The organism is Pseudomonas sp. 10B238, from assembly GCF_000970615.1.
Lineage (GTDB): Bacteria > Pseudomonadota > Gammaproteobacteria > Pseudomonadales > Pseudomonadaceae > Stutzerimonas.
This window is the reverse complement of sequence record NZ_KQ033937.1, coordinates 21,328-35,607: the sequence shown is the minus strand read 5'-3', so window position 1 is coordinate 35,607 and position 14,280 is coordinate 21,328. Positions and strand designations below refer to the sequence as shown.

General features: G+C 58.9%; 12 protein-coding genes. 5 read left to right on the top strand and 7 right to left on the bottom strand.

The window, feature by feature from the left end:
* Window positions 1-26 precede the first annotated feature (26 nt).
* The 5 genes from prpF to RT21_RS16650 all read right to left on the bottom strand — a co-directional run bounded on the left by prpF (window position 27) and on the right by RT21_RS16650 (window position 6,812).
* Complete coding sequence (gene prpF / locus RT21_RS16670) at window positions 27-1,214, bottom strand: 2-methylaconitate cis-trans isomerase PrpF (protein WP_046163609.1); 1,188 nt, start codon at window positions 1,212-1,214, stop codon at window positions 27-29.
* Window positions 1,215-1,318: 104 nt separating this feature from the next.
* Window positions 1,319-3,928, bottom strand: a complete 2,610-nt coding sequence (gene acnD, locus RT21_RS16665) for a Fe/S-dependent 2-methylisocitrate dehydratase AcnD (RefSeq protein WP_046163608.1) — start codon at window positions 3,926-3,928, stop codon at window positions 1,319-1,321.
* Window positions 3,929-4,001: 73 nt separating this feature from the next.
* A complete protein-coding gene (prpC, locus tag RT21_RS16660) occupies window positions 4,002-5,129 on the bottom strand; it encodes a bifunctional 2-methylcitrate synthase/citrate synthase (RefSeq protein WP_046163607.1) in 1,128 nt (375 codons plus the stop codon).
* Between the two features lie 76 nt (window positions 5,130-5,205).
* Window positions 5,206-6,093 carry a methylisocitrate lyase gene (gene prpB / locus RT21_RS16655; protein WP_045426448.1) on the bottom strand — a complete coding sequence of 296 codons (888 nt, stop codon included), beginning with the start codon at window positions 6,091-6,093 and terminating at the stop codon, window positions 5,206-5,208.
* On the bottom strand, window positions 6,090-6,812 hold the full coding sequence (locus tag RT21_RS16650; protein WP_045426446.1) for a GntR family transcriptional regulator: 723 nt from the start codon (window positions 6,810-6,812) through the stop codon (window positions 6,090-6,092). Before RT21_RS16650 ends, prpB begins: the two co-directional genes overlap by 4 nt.
* Before the next feature lie 266 nt (window positions 6,813-7,078).
* On the opposite strand from RT21_RS16650, the gene RT21_RS16645 reads away from it, so the two are divergent.
* Genes RT21_RS16645 through pabB form a run of 4 tightly spaced genes read left to right on the top strand, consistent with a single transcriptional unit; the run spans window position 7,079 to window position 11,530 of the window.
* The gene (locus RT21_RS16645; RefSeq protein WP_045426444.1) at window positions 7,079-7,615 is read left to right on the top strand and encodes a retropepsin-like aspartic peptidase RloA; all 537 of its coding nucleotides are present in this window, start codon (window positions 7,079-7,081) and stop codon (window positions 7,613-7,615) included.
* A gap of 4 nt (window positions 7,616-7,619) precedes the next feature.
* The gene (locus RT21_RS16640; protein ID WP_045426443.1) at window positions 7,620-9,146 is read left to right on the top strand and encodes an osmotic stress tolerance membrane protein RloB; all 1,527 of its coding nucleotides are present in this window, start codon (window positions 7,620-7,622) and stop codon (window positions 9,144-9,146) included.
* A 3-nt stretch (window positions 9,147-9,149) separates the two neighbouring features.
* Complete coding sequence (locus RT21_RS16635) at window positions 9,150-10,133, top strand: alpha-L-glutamate ligase-like protein (protein WP_046163606.1); 984 nt, start codon at window positions 9,150-9,152, stop codon at window positions 10,131-10,133.
* A gap of 47 nt (window positions 10,134-10,180) precedes the next feature.
* Entirely contained in the window at window positions 10,181-11,530 is a 1,350-nt protein-coding gene (gene pabB / locus RT21_RS16630) for an aminodeoxychorismate synthase component I (protein ID WP_046163605.1), read from the top strand.
* A 41-nt stretch (window positions 11,531-11,571) separates the two neighbouring features.
* On the opposite strand, the gene thrH is transcribed toward pabB, so the two are convergent.
* Complete coding sequence (gene thrH, locus RT21_RS16625; RefSeq protein ID WP_045426436.1) at window positions 11,572-12,189, bottom strand: bifunctional phosphoserine phosphatase/homoserine phosphotransferase ThrH; 618 nt, start codon at window positions 12,187-12,189, stop codon at window positions 11,572-11,574.
* A gap of 185 nt (window positions 12,190-12,374) precedes the next feature.
* Here thrH and RT21_RS16620 point away from each other — a divergent pair, with 185 nt between their 5' ends.
* Window positions 12,375-13,109 carry a phosphoadenylyl-sulfate reductase gene (locus tag RT21_RS16620; RefSeq protein ID WP_046163604.1) on the top strand — a complete coding sequence of 245 codons (735 nt, stop codon included), beginning with the start codon at window positions 12,375-12,377 and terminating at the stop codon, window positions 13,107-13,109.
* Window positions 13,110-13,219: 110 nt separating this feature from the next.
* On the opposite strand, the gene cysB is transcribed toward RT21_RS16620, so the two are convergent.
* Entirely contained in the window at window positions 13,220-14,194 is a 975-nt protein-coding gene (cysB, locus tag RT21_RS16615) for an HTH-type transcriptional regulator CysB (protein ID WP_046163603.1), read from the bottom strand.
* Window positions 14,195-14,280: the final 86 nt, after the last annotated feature.

Here is a 14,280-nt window from a genome sequence, read left to right as displayed (position 1 = left end):
AGTTGCGTCATTGTGTCGGCAACCGCTTAGAACGCGTCGCCAGGAACGCGCACCCAGCCCTCCATAAGAACCCTGGCGCTCCGACTCATGATCGCCTTGGTTACAGACCAATTTCCGTCAGCCTGCTCCGCCTCGGCGCCGACGCGAAGCGTGCCGGAAGGATGCCCAAAGCGCACTGCCGTCAGCTCGCCGCCACCGGCAGCCAGGTTAACGAGAGTACCGGGCACCGCCGCAGCCGCACCGATAGCAACCGCACAGGTTCCCATCATGGCGTGGTGCAACTTGCCCATGGACAATGCGCGCACCAGCAGATCAACCTCGCCTGCTTCGATGGTATTGCCAGATGACGCTCGATAGGTTTTCGGCCTCGAGACAAACGCAACCTTTGGCGTGTGCTGGCGGGTCAAGGCCTCTTCCGCTGTCCTGATCAACCCCATACGCAACGCACCGGCAACTCGAATCGCTTCCAGCCGCGCCAACGCCTCGGGATTGCCGTTGATGTCTTCCCGCAGTTCGCTGCCCTGGTAACCGATGTCCTCGGCATTGACGAAAACCGTTGGGATACCCGCACTGATCATGGTCGCCTTGAGCGTACCGATGCCGGGAACCTCAAGATCATCGACCAGGTTGCCGGTTGGGAACATCGAACCGCCCTCCTCGCCGTCGTCGGACGGATCGAGAAATTCCAGCACGATCTCGGCAGCCGGGAAGGTCACGCCGTCCAGTTCGAAATCGCCGGTCTCCTGCACCTGGCCGTTGATGACCGGCACGTGGGCGATGATGGTCTTGCCAATGTTGGCCTGCCAGATCCGCACCATGCAGGTGCCGTTCTGCGGAATACGCTCGACGTCCACCAGGCCGGCATGCAGCGCGAACGCACCGGCGCCGGTTGAAAGGTTGCCGCAGTTGCCGCTCCAGTCGACGAAGGGCTTATCGATCGACACCTGACCATAGAGGTACTCGACGTCGTGATCAGGCCGGCTGCTCTTCGACAGGATGACGCATTTGCTGGTACTGGAGGTCGCACCGCCCATGCCGTCGATATGCGCCGAGTAAGGATCGGGGCTGCCGATAACACGCATGAACAGCCTGTCGCGCGCAGCGCCAGGTACTTGGCAGCTTTCCGGCAAATCTTGCAGGCGGAAGAACACGCCTTTGCTGGTGCCGCCACGCATGTAGGTTGCGGGAATCTTGATCTGGGATTGTTGCGCCATGGGTGAGTCCTGGCTGGAAATGAATGGACGGTCGGGTGGATCAGGCTCGGCCGGCCCGTCGGGACCGGCACGGTGGATGGAAGCAGGCCATCCACCCGACGGGTTCACGCAGTGGTTGACGCGAGGAAGTCCTGAGCGAAACGCTGCAGCACGCCACCCGCCTGGTAGACGCCCACCTCGGCCGCGGTGTCGAGGCGGCAGATGACCGGCACGCGAGTTTCTTCACCGTTCTTGTGGTGAATGACCAGAGTCAGGTCGCAGCGCGGCGATAGTTCGCCTTCGATGTCATATGTTTCGGTGCCATTGAGGCCAAGGGTCAAGCGGGTAGTACCCGGCTTGAACTCGACCGGCAATACACCCATGCCGACCAGGTTGGTGCGATGAATACGCTCGAAGCCTTCGGCCACGATCACCTCGACACCGGCTAGTCGCACGCCCTTGGCCGCCCAGTCACGCGAACTGCCCTGACCGTAGTCGGCACCAGCGACGATGATCAGGTTTTGCTTGCGGTTCATGTAGGTTTCGATGGCTTCCCACATGCGCATCACCTTACCTTCCGGCTCGACGCGGGCGAGCGAGCCTTTCTGCACCTTGCCGGCGACCACAGCCATCTCGTTGACCAGCTGCGGGTTAGCGAACGTCGCCCGCTGTGCAGTCAGGTGGTCGCCGCGGTGGGTGGCGTAGGAGTTGAAGTCCTCCTCCGGCAGGCCCATCTTCGCCAGATACTCACCGGCTGCTGAGTCCAGCAGGATGGCATTGGATGGCGACAGGTGATCAGTAGTGATGTTATCCGGCAGGATCGCCAGCGGACGCATGCTTTTCAGCGTGCGTTCACCAGCCAGCGCACCTTCCCAATACGGGGGACGGCGGATGTAAGTAGATGTCGGCCGCCAGTCGTAGAGCGGGCTTTCAGCTTCCTCGATGGTGCCGAGGTCGAACATCGGGATGTAGATCTGACGGAACTGCTCGGGCTTCACCGACGCAGCAACAATGGCGTCGATTTCCTCGTCAGATGGCCAGAGGTCCTTGAGCGTGACCGGATTGCCATGCTGATCGGTGCCAAGCACGTCCTGTTCAATGTCGAAGCGCACAGTGCCCGCGATGGCATAGGCGACTACCAAGGGTGGCGACGCCAGGAACGCCTGCTTGGCGTACGGGTGGATGCGACCATCGAAGTTACGGTTGCCTGAAAGTACGGCCGTGGCGTACAGATCACGGTCGATGATTTCCTTCTGGATCTTTGGATCCAGCGCACCGGACATGCCATTACAGGTCGTACAGGCGTAGGCGACGATGCCGAAACCGAGCTTTTCCAGTTCAGTCAAAAGGCCGGCGTCTTCCAGGTACAGCTTGGCGACCTTGGAACCTGGAGCGAATGAAGTCTTGACCCAGGATTTGCGCACCAGACCCAACTCGTTGGCCTTCTTCGCCAGCAGGCCGGCCGCGACCACGTTGCGCGGATTGGAGGTGTTGGTGCAGCTGGTGATGGCCGCGATGATCACTGCTCCGTCCGGCAGCAAACCTTCAGCCTCTTCGGCCCGCGCCGCAGCCAGCATATCTTCGTCAGCAATGCCGCGCTCGTGCAGCGCCGAGGTCGGCAGACGCTTGTGCGGGTTGGACGGGCCAGCCATGTTGCGCACTACACTGGACAGGTCAAACTCCAATACGCGCTCGTACTCGGCCCCTTCCAGCGCCGTCGCCCACAAGCCGGTTTCCTTGGCGTACTGCTCGACCAGCGCGACCTGCTCCGGCTCGCGGCCAGTCAGCTTGAGGTAATCGATAGTCTGTTGGTCGATGTAGAACATCGAAGCCGTTGCGCCATATTCCGGACACATATTGGAGATCGTCGCGCGGTCGCCAATCGTCAAGCTGTCAGCGCCTTCACCGAAGAATTCTACCCAGGCCCCAACCACGCGCTCCTTACGCAGGAACTCGGTCAAGGCCAAGACGATGTCGGTAGCGGTGATACCCGGCTGCCGCTTGCCAGTCAGGCGCACGCCGACGATGTCGGGCAGGCGCATCATCGACGGCAGTCCGAGCATCACGGTTTCGGCTTCGAGACCGCCGACGCCAATGGCGATCACACCCAGCGCATCGACGTGCGGCGTATGCGAGTCGGTGCCGACGCAGGTATCCGGGAAGGCCACGCCACCGCGCGCCTGAATCACCGGCGACATTTTTTCCAGGTTGATCTGGTGCATGATGCCGTTGCCGGCCGGGATTACGTCGACGTTCTTGAACGCGGTCTTGGTCCACTCGATGAAGTGGAAGCGGTCCTCGTTGCGGCGCTCCTCGACGGCGCGGTTCTTCTCGAACGCATCCGGATCGAAGCCTGCAAATTCGACCGCCAGGGAGTGGTCGACGATTAATTGAGTCGGAACAACCGGGTTGACCTTCGCCGGGTCGCCACCCTGCTCCGCGATCGCGTCACGCAAGCCGGCGAGATCGACAAGCGCGGTCTGGCCGAGGATGTCATGGCAGACGACGCGCGCCGGATACCACGGAAAGTCGAGGTCGCGCTTGCGTTCAATGATCTGCTTCAGCGAGTCGGTCAGCGCTTCGGGCTCACAGCGACGCACCAGCTGTTCGGCCAGGACGCGGGAGGTGTAGGGCAGCTTGCCGTAGGCACCCGGCTGAATGGCCTCGATCGCCTCGCGGGTGTCGAAGTAGTCAAGCCCAGTGCCTGGCAAAGGTTTGCGGTGTTCTGTATTCATGCCGGAAGGACCATCCAATAAATTCGTAGGGCAAGGCGAGGGAGCGCCGACCGTCGGCCCCCCCCCCTGACGATCAACGCTCAGCGAGCGGAACGACCTTGCGCTGTTCTGGGCCGACATAATCGGCACTCGGCCGAATGATGCGGTTGTTGGCCCGCTGTTCGATTACATGGGACGCCCAGCCAGTGACACGCGAGCAAACGAAGATCGGCGTGAACAACTTGGTCGGGATACCCATGAAGTGATAGGCAGAGGCGTGGTAGAAATCGGCGTTAGGGAACAGCTTCTTCTGCGCCCACATGGTTTCGTCGACAGCGACCGACACCGGATAGAGAACGGTGTCGCCGACTTCGTCAGCGAGCTTCTTCGCCCATACCTTGATGACTTCGTTGCGTGGATCGGACTCCTTATAGATCGCGTGACCGAAACCCATAATCTTGTCTTTGCGCTCGAGCATGCCGAGGATGCCCTGAACCGCTTCTTCCGGGGATTTCCACTGCTGGATCATATCCATGGCCGCTTCGTTAGCACCTCCATGTAGCGGACCGCGCAGCGAACCGATCGCGCCGGTGACGCAGGAATACATATCCGACAGGGTCGACGCACAGACGCGCGCAGTGAAGGTCGAAGCGTTGAACTCGTGCTCGGCGTACAGGATCAGCGACACGTTCATCACCTTGACGTGCAACTCGCTCGGCTTCTTGCCATGTAACAAGGCCAGGAAATGCCCACCCAGGGTGTCCTCATCGCTGCCGCATTCGATCCGCGCCTGTTCGTGAGTGAAGCGGTACCAGTAGCACATGATCGCCGGGAAAGCCGCCATCAAACGTTCGGCCACATCCCGCTGCTGCTCGAAGGAGTGCTCGGGCTCTAGCGTACCGAGCATGGAAGCGCCGGTCCGCATCACGTCCATCGGGTGAGCGTCGGCGGGGATTCGCTCCAGCACTTCCTTCAGGGCGGCAGGCAGATCCCGCATCGTCTTGAGTCGCGCCTTGTATTCACTCAGCTGCTGTGCGGTCGGCAGCTCACCGTAGAACAGCAGATAAGCGACTTCCTCGAACTCGGCCTGTGCGGCCAGATCACGTACGTCGTAACCACGGTAGGTCAGTCCTGCGCCGGTCTTGCCAACCGTGCAAAGAGCGGTCTGCCCGGCAACCTGGCCACGCAGGCCGGCGCCACTCAATACTTTTGCTTCAGCCATTGCCTTCTCCTTAATTGGATTTGTTCTGGATACTGCAAACTGCTCATCAAGCCGGACGGGGCGATTGCCCCCCGCGTTAGCTTTTCTTCTGGGCGAACAACGAATCGAGGTGTTGCTCGAACGCGTGGTAATTGATGCGATCGTAAAGCTCCATGCGGGTCTGCATGGTGTCGATTACGTTTTTCTGCGTACCGTCACGGCGCAATGCCGTATAGACGTTCTCGGCCGCCTTGTTCATCGCGCGGAACGCGGAAAGCGGGTACAGCACCAGCGAGACATCGACACTCGCGAGTTCCTCGGTGGTGTACAGAGGCGTTGCACCGAACTCAGTGATATTGGCCAGGATCGGAGCTTTCACCCGATCTGCGAACGTTTTGTACATCGCCAGTTCGGTGATGGCTTCGGGAAAGACCATGTCAGCGCCCGCCTCGATACAGGCTTGCGCACGATCAAGCGCCGATTCCAGCCCTTCTACGGCCAGCGCATCGGTACGCGCCATGATCACGAAGCTGTCATCGGTCCGCGCATCCACAGCCGCCTTGATCCGATCAACCATCTCCTGCTGCGAAACGATTTCCTTGTTGGGGCGGTGACCACAGCGCTTGGCGCCCACCTGGTCTTCGATATGGATAGCCGCAGCGCCGAACTTGATCATCGACTTGACCGTACGTGCCACGTTGAAGGCCGAGGAACCGAAACCAGTATCGACATCAACCAACAGCGGCAGGTCGCAGACATCCGTGATACGGCGCACGTCCGTCAGTACGTCATCAAGCCCGGTTATGCCGAGATCCGGCAGGCCGAGCGAGCCGGCCGCCACGCCGCCACCCGATAAGTAGATCGCCTTGAAGCCAGCACGCTGGGCCAGCAGAGCGTGGTTGGCGTTGATAGCGCCGACCACCTGCAGGGGATGCTCGCTGGCCACCGCGTCACGGAAACGCTGACCTGGGGTAGGAAGTGTCATGCCTCACCTCTTGGTTGTGATGTCTGTTGCTGAGCAGCCAAATAATGCCGCTCGATATTGCGCTTGGAAGCGCAGATGTGGCGCCGCATCAGCAGCTCGGCCAGCTCGCCGTCGCGGTCGGCGATGGCGTCGAGAATCCGGTGGTGCTCGGCGAATGCCTGACGCGGGCGGTTGGGCGTTGCGGAGAACTGGATGCGGTACATACGCACCAACTGATACAGCTCCCCACACAACATCTGAGTCAGCGTGCGATTGCCGCTGCCCTGAATGATCCGATAGTGGAAGTCGAAGTCGCCTTCCTGCTGGTAATAGCCGACACCCGCCTGGAATGCCTCGTCTCGCTCATGGGTATCCAGAACGCGCCGTAGCTCATCAATTTCCGCCTCGCTCATGCGCTCGGCGGCGAGTCGGCAAGCCATGCCTTCCAAGGACTCGCGGATCTCGTATAGCTCGATCAGCTCGGCATGGTTGAGCGATACCACCCTGGCGCCAACGTGCGGCACACGGACTAGCAGCTTCTGCCCCTCGAGACGATGTATTGCTTCACGCAGCGGGCCGCGACTGATGCCATAGGTACGAGCGAGCTCAGGTTCCGATATTTTGCTGCCCGGTGCGATATCGCCTTTTACGATGGCTGCCTGAATCCGTCGGAAAACGTGCTCGGAGAGCGTACCGCTGTCCACCTGATCGGAGCGAGGGACTTCCAGCGTATCCAGCATATTGTCGACACCTCAACCTTAATAGCCATACGTTAGCCCCTGAAAACGCGGCAGGTCAATAATACAAAAGTAGATTGTCGACAATCTATCCACCTACAAGAGCTAACCACGGCACGCCTAACGCCGCAGCACGGCTTGAGCCTAGCCTCGCGATCAGCCGCCCATGCTAGAATGCGCCACTGTATATGCCACGCCCGGCGCTCGCCTCGACGTGCTTCACTATGGCTGTTGTCCCGGCCACTTCCTCGACTCGACTACCTGGATTTATGAGCACCAAAACCCGCCTTCTATTGCTCTGTCTCGTAAGCGCTCCGTTTTGGGCACAGGCCGATGAAAAAACGATCTACGGCCTGAATGAGCACGTGGCGTTGCCCGATTTCGGTCTTGAGGTGCCAGCCAAACTCGATACAGGCGCACAGACTGCCTCGCTCAGCGCCCGCGACATCGAGCGCTTCAAGCGCAACGGAAAAAACTGGGTACGCTTCTACCTGGCTATTGATGAGGCCCATAACCGGCCCATCGAACTCCCCTTGCAGCGCATCAGCAAGATCAAACGTCGCGCTGGCGACTTCGATCCAGAAGAAGAAAAAACCTATACACCTCGCCCGGTTGTTGAACTCAATCTCTGTATGGGCAAGGCTAAACGAAGCATTGAAGTGAACCTCACGGACCGAAGCGCATTCCAATACCCACTTCTAATCGGTTCTGAAGCGCTTGCTCGCTTCGGTGCCCTGGTCGACCCTGGCCTTAAGTACGCTGCTGGCAAGCCCGGCTGCATTATCGAATCCGAAGCTGACGAGTAACCCCATGCGCGCCCTTACACTGCACCTGAAAATATTGATTCTTTTGCTCGTCACGCTGGGCATCGCAATCACTGCCTACCAGATATTCATCTTGGGCATCCCGGTTACTGAAGATGAAACCGATGACCTTTGGAACATAGACGCCAAGGTTGAATTTCAGGCCAACCCGCGCGAGCCGGTGAAGCTGCAGATGTACGTGCCTCCGCTTAACCAGGAATTCGTCAGCCTCAACGAGAGTTTCATTTCCAACAACTATGGTGTGAGCATCAACCGCGCCGATGGCAACCGCCGGGTTACCTGGTCAGCGCGGCGCGTCAATGGCAAGCAGACGCTTTACTACCGACTGGTCCTGACCAGGCGCTACAGCGGTGAACAGACCAAGGCTACCGGCCCGATTTTCCGCGACAGCATTCCGGTTGAAGGCGCTGAAAAGATCGCCGCAGAAGCATTGCTTTCGCCGATACGCCAGCATTCGGCCGACGTTGAGACCTTCATCAGCGAAGCCATAAAGCGTGTCAACAATGCCAACGATGACAACGTCAAGCTGCTGCTTGGCGGTGACGCTTCCACGCCGAACAAGGCACGGGTAATCGAGCTGCTGCTGTCCATAGCGCACGTGCCTATGGAGCGCGTTCATACGGTTCGACTGCAGGCCGACATGGCTCAGTCCCCCGAACTCTGGCTGCGGAGCTTCAACGGCGACAAATGGCTGTATTTCAATCCGGAAACCGGCGAGCAAGGTTTGCCTGATGACCGTCTGGTCTGGTGGACCGGTAACGAGCCGCTGCTGAACCTCGAAGGTGGGCGCAACCCGCAAGTTACCTTTACGCTCAATAGCAGCGAAATGAATGCTATCCGTCTGGCAAAACTGACTGACGAAAATACCGACGCCGACTTCCTCGAATATTCGCTTTACGGCCTGCCACTGCAAACTCAGCAGACCTACCAGATCATGATCATGATTCCGATCGGTGTTCTGGTGATTCTGATTCTGCGCAACCTCGGCGGTTTGCAAACACTGGGTACCTTTACGCCAGTGCTGATTGCGCTGGCCTTCCGTGAAACCCAGATCGGTTTCGGCATTATCCTGTTCACCATCATTACAGCCATGGGCCTGTCGCTGCGCTCGTATTTGGAGCATTTGAAACTTCAAATGCTGCCGCGCCTGTCCGTTGTGCTCACGTTCGTCGTGGTGCTGATCGCGGTGATCAGCCTGTTTAGCCACAAGCTCGGACTTGAGCGCGGGTTGTCCGTTTCACTGTTCCCGATGGTCATCCTGACCATGACCATCGAACGCCTCTCCATCACCTGGGAAGAACGCGGCGGCGGCCATGCATTCAAGGTTGCGGTCGGTACACTCATCGCAGCTGCGCTGGCGTTCGTTCTGATGAACATTCCGGAACTGACCTACTTCATCTTCACTTTCCCGGCGGTCCTGCTGATCATGGTCGGCTTCATGCTTGCGATGGGTCGTTATCGCGGCTACCGCTTGACCGAACTGTTTCGTTTCAAAGCCTTTTTGAAGGATTGAGCCATGTTCGGTCTAATCAAGACGTGGAAGGCCCTCGAAGCCAAAGGCATCATGGGCATCAACCGCCGCAATGCGGACTACGTGCTCAAGTACAACAAGCGCAACCTGTACCCGATCGTCGATGACAAGATCATCACCAAGGAGCGCGCAATCGAGGCTGGTATCGATGTCCCGGAGATGTACGGGATCATCGAGACCGAGCGCGATATCGAGAAGCTCAAGGATATCGTCAAGGACCATACCGACTTTGTGGTCAAGCCTGCGCAGGGTGCGGGCGGTGACGGCATTCTCGTCATAGCCGATCGTTTCGAGGGTCGTTACCGGACGGTGTCAGGAAAGATCCTTACTCACGACGAGATCGAGCATCAGATTTCCAATATCCTCACCGGGCTGTATTCGCTCGGTGGGCACCGTGACCGCGCCCTGATCGAATACCGCGTTACCCCTGACCCAATCTTCAAGAGCATCAGCTACGAAGGGGTTCCGGACATCCGCATCATTGTCCTGTTGGGCTACCCGGTAATGGCCATGCTGCGCCTGCCGACCCGACAGTCTGGCGGCAAGGCCAACCTGCACCAGGGCGCCATCGGCGTTGGAGTAGACCTGGCAACAGGGATTACGCTACGCGGCACCTGGCTGAACAATAAAATCACCAAGCATCCGGACACCACCAACGCCGTGGACGGCGTACAACTGCCGAACTGGGACGGCTTCATGAAACTTGCAGCCGGCTGCTACGAGCTTTGCGGCCTTGGCTATATCGGTGTCGACATGGTGTTGGACGAGGATAAGGGGCCGCTGATTCTCGAGCTCAACGCTCGCCCCGGCCTCAACATTCAGATCGCTAACGACTGTGGCCTGACCCACCGCGCCCACGCCGTGGAAAAGCGGGTCGAGGAGCTCAAGAAGGATGGGGTGCAGGAAACCCCCGAAGAGCGAGTGCGATTCGCTCAGGAGCTGTTTGGCCACATCCCGGCTCACGACTGAGCCTGAGCCCGGCTCACTGGCCGGGCTTCCTCCGAACGAAACACATCATGCCCCTCTGCACGCTCCATGCCCTTCCCTATCGCCCCGATCCAGCTTTCTGGTTCGAGCGCATCCGCCATGCGCCCGGCGCAGTGCTGCTCGACTCCGGCCGGCCGGTTGCCGAACGTGGCCGATTCGACTTGCTCAGCGCATGGCCAATACAGGTTCTCGAACCTAGCGCGTCGGAAACGGGCATCGCATTTTTTTCGAGGCTGCGTGAGGCGCTCCGCTCATTAGGTGATGCCGAAGCGCCGCCGAACGCCGATGTTCCCTTTATAGGCGGCCTGCTGGGCTATCTCAGCTATGACTTCGGCTCACGATTGGAAAAGTTTTCAAATGATGCTGCCGACGACCTGGGTCTTCCCGATGCTCGGTTCGGCATCTATGCCTGGGCAGTGGTGAACGATCATCAGCGTCAATCCACGCACCTGGTCTTTCATCCATCAATGGATCAGACGGAACGCGATCGCCTGACCACGCTATTCGAAACGGATTGGCAATCTCCACCAGTAACGTTCAGCCTGTCATCTGCCTTCACAGCCGACCTGATACCCAGCAAGTATCAAGACGCGATCGAGCGTATCCAGCATTACATCCAAGCAGGTGACTGCTATCAGGTGAACTTCGCCCAACGCTTTCAAGCCACCTATAGAGGCGACCCGTGGCCGGCGTTCCGCCTCCTGCGCGACGCATGTCCGACCCCCTTCGCTGGCTTTATGGCGACCGAAGAAGGGGCCATTGTCAGCGTCTCCCCTGAGCGCTTCCTGCGCGTGAGCGACAGGACAGTCGAGACCCGCCCGATCAAGGGCACTCGCCCTAGAAAGCTCGATCCTCGAAGCGATCAGGCACAAGCCGACGCGCTGATGGCCAGCACAAAGGACCGGGCAGAGAATCTGATGATTGTCGACCTGCTTCGCAACGACCTGGGCCGCAGCTGCGAAATCGGAAGTATCCGCGTGCCGGAGCTGTTTTCCCTGGAAACCTACCCCAATGTGCATCACTTGGTTAGCAGCGTCAGCGGGCGACTTGCTACGGGCAAGGATGCGCTCGATCTGCTCACCGGCGCCTTTCCCGGCGGATCGATTACAGGCGCACCGAAGATCCGCGCTATGGAGATCATTGGAGAGCTAGAGCCGACTCGCCGCGCCATTTACTGCGGCTCGCTACTTTATCTGGATGTGCGCGGCGAAATGGATAGCTCTATTGCGATCCGCACCCTGTTGTTCCGAAAAGAAGACGTCTACTGCTGGGGCGGCGGGGGCATCGTGGCAGATTCAGCCTGGCAGGCTGAGTATCAGGAAACCCTGGATAAGGTGAGCGTGTTGCTGGGAACGCTGGAGACAACGCTAGAAGCATAAGGCTCCACGGCGGCTGGGCATGCTGCCGTGGAGCCATTTTTTTACAGCGTCAGCTTGCGGCTAGATGCCTTGATGAATTCTTGCTTGAGCGCATCGAAGGTATGCACCGCGGGAAACTGAGGGAACTCTCGGATGACGTTGTCCGGCGCATGGAAGAGGATGCCGGCATGCGCCTCGGAGAGCATGGTGGTGTCGTTGTACGAGTCGCCTGCTGCGATGATGCGGTAGTAGAGGCTCTTCAGGGCGATCACAGACTGTCGCTTGGGATCTTTCTGGCGCAGCTGGTAGTCCACGACGCGGTCCGAGTCGTCAGTGATCAGACGATGGCAGAGCAGCGTGGGGAAACCCAGCTGACGCATCAGTGGCTGCGAGAACTCGTAAAAGGTATCGGACAGAATCACCACCTGGAAACGCTCTCGCAGCCAGTCCACGAAATCGACGGCGCCATCGAGCGGCTTCAGCGTGGCGATGACTTTCTGGATGTCCGAGAGCTTCAGATTGTGCTCGTCCAGAATCCTCAGTCGCTGTTTCATCAGCACGTCGTAATCAGGAATGTCGCGCGTGGTCGCCCGCAGCGATTCGATTCCGGTGGCCTCGGCGAAGGCAATCCAGATTTCCGGAACCAAAACACCTTCCAGGTCGAGACAGGCTATTTCCACGGGCGCGCTCCTTACAGCAGAAAAATTGAAGCGGCACTCTAACGGCATGGACCCAGCGAAGCAACGCGTCGCTTATTCCACAAAGAGTGGTCTGTAGACCTGAAACGTTATTTAGCGTCATAACAACTGTTTGTTAACATCGGCGCCAGCAGAGCGCGCCAAGCGCCAACCAAGGAAGCCGCCTGATGAGCCAACCCATTGATGTAGCCGCGCTGGCAGCCTCCTATGCCGGCAAATCCCCGCAGGACATTCTCAAACTGGCCTTTGACCTTTTCGGTGATGATCTGTGGATCTCGTTCAGCGGGGCTGAGGACGTCGTGCTGGTCGACATGGCCTGGAAGCTGAACAAGAGCGTGAAAGTGTTCAGCCTCGATACCGGACGACTGCACAGCGAGACCTATCGTTTCATCGAGCAGGTCCGCGAGCACTACGGTATTCCCATCGAAATCATGACGCCCGATCCGGCGCTGCTACAGCCTATGGTCAACGAAAAGGGGCTGTTCAGTTTCTACCGCGACGGCCATGGCGAGTGCTGCGGAATTCGCAAGATCGAACCCCTGCGCCGCAAGTTGTCAGGCGTTCGCGCTTGGGCAACAGGCCAGCGCCGCGATCAGAGCCCGGGTACGCGCAGCCAGGTTACGGTGCTCGAAATTGACAGCGCGTTTTCCACACCCAACCACAGCCTGTACAAGTTCAACCCACTGGCGCAGATGTCCAGCGAAGAAGTGTGGGGCTACATCCGCATGCTCGAGCTGCCATATAACAGCCTGCACGAGCGCGGGTTTATCAGCATTGGTTGCGAGCCGTGCACACGTCCGGTACTGCCCAATCAGCACGAGCGTGAGGGCCGCTGGTGGTGGGAAGAGTCGACCCAGAAGGAATGCGGTTTACACGCTGGCAACCTGATCGCTAAAAGCTAACGACCGACGCTAGCCTTTCTCGATGAAGGGGCCTATGAGCGGGCCCCTCGTCACGGCTTGGCACCGAACGTTCCCGTTTCGCCCGCTCCCTGCCTCTTGTCGAGGTGGACTTAAAAAGTTGGCAGGTCGACGTTCATGAACAATTCATCCAGCTCGATTTTATTTTTGCAATGCACGGCTTTCTCCAGCATTTCGCGATCAAGATGCGGCGCAAAGGTTTCGATGAAGTCGCACATGAAACCGCGTAGAAAGGTGCCGCGACGGAACCCGATTTTGGTCACGCTTGGTTCGAATAGCTCGCTCGCATCGAGCACGACCAGATCCGGGTCGAGCTTTGCATCGACGGCCATGCGCGCAACGATCCCGACACCCAATCCGAGGCGCACATAGGTCTTGATGACGTCGGCATCAGCGGCGGTAAAGACCACCTTCGGTGATAGCCCCCTGTGGCTGAACGCCTCGTCCAACTTGGACCGTCCGGTGAAACCGAACACGTAGGTCACGATTGGATGCTCGGCCAAGGCTTCCAGCGTGAGCTTCTCCAGTTTTGCCAGCGGATGCCCCTGCGGCACGACGACGCAACGGTTCCAGCGATAGCACGGCATCATGACCAGGTCGCCGAACAGTTCCAGCCCCTCGGTAGCAATAGCGAAATCGACGGTTCCATCTGCGGCCATTTCTGCAATCTGCATTGGCGTGCCTTGGTGCATATGCAGCGAAACGTCCGGGTATTGCTTGATGAATGCACTGATCACGGGCGGCAGTGCGTAGCGCGCTTGCGTATGGGTGGTCGCGATGCTCAGCGTGCCGCGCTTCTCGTTGGAGAACTCCTGGGCGATCTGTTTAATGCTTTCGCATTTGCGAAGGATCTCTCCAGCGGTGGTGATGATCCGCTCACCAGCTGGCGTAACCCTGGTCAGATGTTTCCCGCTGCGCGCGAAAACCTCTACGCCCAACTCATCTTCGAGCAAACGAATCTGTTTGCTGATACCAGGCTGCGAGGTGAACAGGCTTTGCGCTGTTGCCGAGACATTGAGGTCATGATGCGCCACCTCCCAGATGTAACGCAGTTGCTGAAGCTTCATAGAGATCCCTCAAAGGCCAATGGCGCCCGGACGCCACCCATATTTTTTATAACTTTAAGCACCAGAACGGCGGAATTCTAGGCCAT